Source organism: Klebsiella sp. TF21-TM, assembly GCF_019753495.1.
GTDB classification, from domain to species: domain Bacteria; phylum Pseudomonadota; class Gammaproteobacteria; order Enterobacterales; family Enterobacteriaceae; genus Klebsiella; species Klebsiella quasipneumoniae.
Genome location: NZ_JAIJYL010000068.1, coordinates 1 through 4,835 on the forward strand (window position 1 = coordinate 1; position 4,835 = coordinate 4,835).

At 56.9% G+C, this 4,835-nt stretch carries 3 protein-coding genes and 2 pseudogenes; 4 read left to right on the forward strand and 1 reads right to left on the reverse strand.

What is annotated here, in order from left to right; all coding sequences use genetic code 11:
• Nucleotides 1-76: 76 nt before the first annotated feature.
• A pseudogene (locus K5R89_RS26555) lies at nt 77-1,843 on the forward strand (Tn3 family transposase); the annotation flags it as partial.
• Nucleotides 1,844-1,921: 78 nt separating this feature from the next.
• Nucleotides 1,922-2,926: an IS110-like element IS5075 family transposase gene (locus K5R89_RS26560; RefSeq protein WP_000427619.1), complete on the forward strand. Its 1,005-nt coding sequence runs from the start codon at nt 1,922-1,924 to the stop codon at nt 2,924-2,926.
• Nucleotides 2,927-3,197: 271 nt separating this feature from the next.
• Here the strand turns inward: K5R89_RS26560 and K5R89_RS27685 are convergent.
• Nucleotides 3,198-3,284, reverse strand: a pseudogene (locus K5R89_RS27685) (Arm DNA-binding domain-containing protein); the annotation flags it as partial.
• 329 nt (nt 3,285-3,613) lie between these two features.
• On the opposite strand from K5R89_RS27685, the gene sul2 reads away from it, so the two are divergent.
• Nucleotides 3,614-4,429, forward strand: coding sequence for a sulfonamide-resistant dihydropteroate synthase Sul2 (gene sul2 / locus K5R89_RS26570; RefSeq protein ID WP_001043260.1), 816 nt, complete (start codon nt 3,614-3,616; stop codon nt 4,427-4,429).
• A gap of 86 nt (nt 4,430-4,515) precedes the next feature.
• Nucleotides 4,516-4,818 (forward strand): phosphoglucosamine mutase, encoded by a 303-nt coding sequence (locus K5R89_RS26575; protein WP_000251875.1) that lies wholly within the window; start codon nt 4,516-4,518, stop codon nt 4,816-4,818.
• Nucleotides 4,819-4,835 lie beyond the last annotated feature (17 nt).

A 4,835-nucleotide genomic window follows, 5' to 3' on the forward strand; every position in this document is an offset into this window, starting at 1 on the left:
GGTAAGCAGAGTTTTTGAAATGTAAGGCCTTTGAATAAGACAAAAGGCTGCCTCATCGCTAACTTTGCAACAGTGCCAGCTGCGGGCCGCTCCCGCCGCGAAGGACGTGCTCGACGCCATCGAGGTGCTGCGCGGCATGAACAGCGACAACGCCCGCAAGGTGCCCGCCGACGCGCCGACCGAGTTCATCAAGCCGCGCTGGCAGAAGCTGGTCATGACCGACACCGGCATCGACCGGCGCTACTACGAACTGTGCGCGCTGTCGGAGATGAAGAACGCGTTGCGTTCCGGCGACATCTGGGTGCAGGGGTCGCGCCAGTTCAAGGACTTCGAGGACTACCTGGTGCCGCCCGCGAAATTCGCCAGCCTCAAGCAGGCCAGCGAATTGCCGCTGGCCGTGGCCACCGACTGCAACCGGTACCTGAACGACCGGCTGACGCTGCTGGAAACACAGCTTGCCACCGTCAACCGTATGGCGACGGCCAACGAGCTGCCGGACGCCATCATCACCGAGTCAGGCTTGAAGATCACGCCGCTCGACGCGGCGGTACCCGACACCGCCCAAGCGCTGATCGACCAGACGGCAATGATCCTGCCGCACGTCAAGATCACCGAACTGCTGCTGGAGGTGGACGAATGGACGGGCTTCACTCGGCATTTCGCGCATCTGAAATCGGGCGACCCGGCCAAAGACAAGAACCTGTTGCTGACCACGATCCTCGCCGACGCGATCAACCTGGGCCTGACCAAGATGGCGGAGTCTTGCCCCGGCACGACCTACGCCAAGCTGGCTTGGCTGCAAGCCTGGCACATCCGCGACGAAACCTACGGGGCGGCGCTGGCCGATCTGGTCAACGCACAGTTCCGCCATCCCTTCGCCGAGCACTGGGGCGACGGCACCACCTCATCGTCGGACGGCCAGAACTTCCGCACCGGCAGCAAGGCCGAGAGCACCGGCCACATCAACCCGAAATACGGGAGCAGCCCAGGGCGGACGTTCTACACCCACATTTCTGACCAGTACGCGCCATTTCACACCAAGGTCGTGAACGTCGGCGTGCGCGATTCGACCTACGTGCTCGACGGCCTGCTGTACCACGAGTCCGACTTGCGGATCGAGGAGCATTACACCGACACGGCGGGCTTCACCGATCACGTCTTCGCCCTGATGCACCTCCTGGGCTTCCGCTTCGCGCCGCGCATCCGCGACCTGGGCGACACCAAGCTCTACATCCCGAAGGGCGACGCCGCCTATGACGCGCTGAAACCCATGATCGGCGGCACGCTCAACATCAAGCACGTCCGCGCCCATTGGGACGAAATCCTGCGGCTGGCCACCTCGATCAAGCAGGGCACGGTGACGGCCTCCCTGATGCTCCGAAAGCTCGGCAGCTACCCACGCCAGAACGGCCTGGCCGTGGCGCTCCGCGAGCTGGGCCGCATCGAGCGCACGCTGTTCATCCTGGACTGGCTGCAAAGCGTGGAACTGCGCCGCCGCGTGCATGCCGGCCTGAACAAGGGCGAGGCGCGCAATGCGCTGGCCAGGGCAGTGTTTTTCAACCGCCTGGGTGAAATCCGCGACCGCAGTTTCGAGCAGCAGCGCTACCGGGCTAGCGGCCTCAATCTGGTAACGGCTGCCGTCGTGTTGTGGAACACGGTCTATCTGGAACGGGCTGCGCACGCGCTGCGTGGCAACGGCCATGCCGTTGATGACGCGCTGTTGCAGTACCTGTCGCCGCTCGGTTGGGAGCACATCAACCTCACCGGCGATTACCTCTGGCGCAGCAGCGCCAAGATCGGCGCGGGCAAGTTCAGGCCGCTACGACCGCTGCAACCGGCTTAGCGTGCTTTATTTAATGAGATGGTCACTCCCTCCTTCCCAGTACTATGCTGAGGACAGGCTTTCATTCGGAGAACCATCATGGAAAACATTGCGCTTATTGGTATCGATCTGGGTAAGAACTCTTTCCATATTCATTGTCAGGATCATCGTGGGAAGGCCGTTTACCGTAAAAAATTCACCCGACCAAAGCTAATCGAATTTCTGGCGACATGCCCGGCAACAACCATCGCGATGGAAGCCTGTGGCGGTTCTCACTTTATGGCACGCAAGCTGGAAGAGTTAGGGCATTTTCCAAAGCTGATATCACCGCAATTTGTCCGCCCATTCGTTAAAAGCAACAAAAATGACTTCGTTGATGCTGAAGCTATCTGTGAAGCAGCATCACGTCCATCTATGCGTTTCGTGCAGCCCAGAACCGAATCTCAGCAGGCAATGCGAGCTCTGCATCGTGTCCGTGAATCCCTGGTTCAGGATAAGGTGAAAACAACTAATCAGATGCATGCTTTTCTGCTGGAATTTGGTATCAGCGTTCCGCGAGGTGCTGCCGTTATTAGTCGACTGAGTACCCTTCTTGAGGACAGTAGTTTGCCTCTTTATCTCAGCCAGTTACTGCTGAAATTACAACAGCATTATCACTATCTTGTTGAGCAGATTAAAGATCTGGAATCTCAGTTGAAACGAAAGTTGGACGAAGATGAGGTTGGACAGCGCTTGCTGAGTATTCCCTGCGTTGGAACGCTGACTGCCAGTACTATTTCAACTGAGATTGGCGACGGGAAGCAGTACGCCAGCAGCCGTGACTTTGCGGCGGCAACAGGGCTGGTACCCCGACAGTACAGCACGGGAGGTCGGACGACATTGTTAGGGATTAGCAAGCGGGGCAACAAAAAGATCCGAACTTTGTTGGTTCAGTGTGCCAGGGTATTCATACAAAAACTGGAACACCAGTCTGGCAAGTTGGCCGACTGGGTCAGGGAGTTGTTGTGTCGGAAAAGCAACTTTGTCGTCACCTGTGCTCTGGCAAACAAGCTGGCCAGAATAGCCTGGGCACTGACGGCGCGACAGCAAACTTACGAAGCATAAAGGCAGAAATACACCAGTTTAAACAATCATTCATCTGGTTTTGCGAATACTGATATTGATGATACTAACGGCCCACCGGCCTGTTGAGGAACCTGTAAAACGGAAAGGCTCATTGAAGCCGTATATTTTCTGGAGGTTCATCAGGCGCGGAACTCATCGAGGCGCGGGAATAAAATCCCATTCAGACGCCGGATAGATTCAAGCAAGCCAACTTGTCGTCAAAATCGGTGTTGCAAAAACGGGAGTGACCATAGATTCCGTTTTCTGAGGCGACCCCCACATAGAGACCTTCCCGGTCATTCACTTTGTAGAGTTTGTCCCTGGGCTTGAGATTGCGCAGCTTGGTATCGGTCAGCATGTACCTTGTCCTTCTTCGTCTCCGATACCCACTCTATTGTAAACAAGACATTTTTATCTTTTATATTCAATGGCTTATTTTCCTGCTAATTGGTAATACCATGAAAAATACCATGCTCAGAAAAGGCTTAACAATATTTTGAAAAATTGCCTACTGAGCGCTGCCGCACAGCTCCATAGGCCGCTTTCCTGGCTTTGCTTCCAGATGTATGCTATTCTGCTCCTGCAGCTAATGGAGCACCGCAAACAGGTTACTCGCCTGGGGATTCCCTTTCGACCCGAGCATCCGTATGAGACTCATGCTCGATTATTATTATTATAGAAGCCCCCATGAATAAATCGCTCATCATTTTCGGCATCGTCAACATAACCTCGGACAGTTTCTCCGATGGAGGCCGGTATCTGGCGCCAGACGCAGCCATTGCGCAGGCGCGTAAGCTGATGGCCGAGGGGGCAGATGTGATCGACCTCGGTCCGGCATCCAGCAATCCCGACGCCGCGCCTGTTTCGTCCGACACAGAAATCGCGCGTATCGCGCCGGTGCTGGACGCGCTCAAGGCAGATGGCATTCCCGTCTCGCTCGACAGTTATCAACCCGCGACGCAAGCCTATGCCTTGTCGCGTGGTGTGGCCTATCTCAATGATATTCGCGGTTTTCCAGACGCTGCGTTCTATCCGCAATTGGCGAAATCATCTGCCAAACTCGTCGTTATGCATTCGGTGCAAGACGGGCAGGCAGATCGGCGCGAGGCACCCGCTGGCGACATCATGGATCACATTGCGGCGTTCTTTGACGCGCGCATCGCGGCGCTGACGGGTGCCGGTATCAAACGCAACCGCCTTGTCCTTGATCCCGGCATGGGGTTTTTTCTGGGGGCTGCTCCCGAAACCTCGCTCTCGGTGCTGGCGCGGTTCGATGAATTGCGGCTGCGCTTCGATTTGCCGGTGCTTCTGTCTGTTTCGCGCAAATCCTTTCTGCGCGCGCTCACAGGCCGTGGTCCGGGGGATGTCGGGGCCGCGACACTCGCTGCAGAGCTTGCCGCCGCCGCAGGTGGAGCTGACTTCATCCGCACACACGAGCCGCGCCCCTTGCGCGACGGGCTGGCGGTATTGGCGGCGCTGAAAGAAACCGCAAGAATTCGTTAACTGCACATTCGGGATATTTCTCTATATTCGCGGTTCAGCAGGCATGTCCCCTTTGAGGGCGACCCGACGACAGGATAATCGACCTTATGGTGCGCAAATATTTCGGCACAGACGGTATTCGTGGCAAAGCCAACGAAGGCGCGATGACGGCGGAAACCGCCTTGCGCGTCGGCATGGCGGCTGGCCGTGTCTTTCGTCGCGGTGACCACCGCCATCGTGTCGTGATCGGCAAGGATACGCGCCTGTCGGGCTATATGCTTGAACCCGCGCTCACAGCCGGTTTCACCTCGATGGGCATGGACGTATTCCTTTTTGGCCCGCTGCCGACAACGTATAGGAAGAATAAACGCCCTTTTCACCCAAGTCCAACAGCTTTGGACCGCAGTTGACTCTTTCGACACCCCTG